Origin of the sequence: Pseudomonas sp. 34 E 7 (genome assembly GCF_900005715.1) — a bacterium.
GTDB lineage: Bacteria > Pseudomonadota > Gammaproteobacteria > Pseudomonadales > Pseudomonadaceae > Aquipseudomonas > Aquipseudomonas orientalis_A.
In genome coordinates this window covers 26,343-28,003 of record NZ_CVTX01000192.1, presented here as the reverse complement: position 1 = coordinate 28,003, position 1,661 = coordinate 26,343, and the positions used below count along the sequence as shown (strand labels likewise).

General features: G+C 59.8%; 1 pseudogene. It reads right to left on the bottom strand.

The window, feature by feature from the left end:
* Positions 1-1,661 (bottom strand): annotated as a pseudogene (locus BFP96_RS31520) (type IV secretion protein Rhs); the annotation flags it as partial.

The window sequence follows — 1,661 nt, the reverse complement described above, 5'->3', positions numbered from 1 at the left end:
AAACGGGTCATAGCGATAGCTTGCGGTTTGGCCGTTGGGTTGGGTGACGCCGATCAGCCGGTGCTGGCAGTCGTAGCGGTACTCGGTGACGAGTGCATGACCCTTGCCATGCCGTTCTCTTATTAGATTTCCGAAGGCGTCATAGTCGTAATGGTGATCGCCTTGGATCATCAGGCGATTGCCCGCCACGATGTCCGGCCCCGGCCTGTCTTGCATAAGCACATTGCCGGCGGGGTTGTGGGCGAAACGCTCCTGCACATCCTGCGAGTGATCGGCGCGGGTCAGGCGGTTTAGTGGGTCGTAGCGGTAACGGTGTTCGCCTTTGCGGGTATCGATCAGGCGGGCGAGGTTGCCGGCTTTGTCGTAGTCGTATTGGCGTTGGTAAAGGTGGTTTTCTTGCTGGGTGACGGCGTGGGCGTGCAGGCGGTTTTGGTCGTCGTAGTGGTAGTGGCTGAGCAGTTGGCCTTGTTGGCGTTGGTGTTCGCGACCGGCGTGGAACAGGTGGGAGGTCAGTAGTGCGCCATTCAGCTCGACGGTGGCCAGGTGGCCGCCTTTGTCGTGGTTGAAGGTCAGGCGGTTGTTGTCGGGCAGGCGCAGGTCTTTTAACTGACCGCAGGCATCGTAGCCGTAGCGCAAGGTGCCCCAGCCCTGGTGCTCAGCAGTGAGGCGGTTTTGTTTGTCGTACTCGTAGGCCAGCGCCCATTGGCCGTCTTCGACGCTGAGGAGGTTGCCTTGGCGGTCGTAGGCATAATCAACAACGCTGTCATCGGGCAGGGTTTTTCTTACGAGGCGACCGGCATAGTCGCGCTCGTAACGGGTAACAAGCTGACTACCGTCGTCGCCGTGTTCGGTCTTTTCCAGCAGGTTGCCGTTGAGGTCGTAGACGTAGGCGGTGCGTTGGCCGTCGAAGCCGGTTTCCTGTCGGATCAGGCCGTTGGGGTGGTAGTCCAGTTGATAGGTTTCGCCGACTTCGTTTTCGATTTCAGTTAGCAAAAGGCGGGCATTGTCGTAGCGGTACTTGACCTGAGTACCGTCGGCGTTGATGCGGCGGCTGATCAGGTGTAGGCCGTCGGCGTATTCGTAGCGGGTGACGTGGCCGAGTTCATCGCGTTCGGCGATGATTTTTCCGTAGGGGTTGTAGCTGAATTCCCGCGTAGCGCCGTCCGGCAGTACCCAGCGAGTCAAGCGTCCTACAGCGTCCCATTGATACTGAGTCAGCGCGCCGTATTCATCCTCCCGCGCAACCTGCCGCCCCAAGTCGTCATAGCGATAGCGCTTGATCCCGCCATTGGGCAGCTGTTCTTCAACAAGCTGCCCACGTTCATTCCACACCAGCCGATGACAACTGTGGTCGGGATACCAGACCCCCGTCAGTTGTCCCCGCTTGTCGTAGCTGTAATCCGTCGCGTCGCCGTCCGGATCAATCCTGCGGATGACATCGCCTTGCTCATTACGCTCGTATTTCCAGACCGCCTCACCACGCCGCACAACCCGTACGAAACCATTGTCATGCTCGTAGGATGTCGGCTCATCCTCACCCGGAAACAGCGCGCCCAAGCGTCCGGCGTCGTCGTACTGATACGCCGTCACCGCGCCCAGCGGGTCCTGCTCGACGGTCAGTCGGCCCTTGTCGTCGTAGGATTTGAAATGCCGGGCGCCGT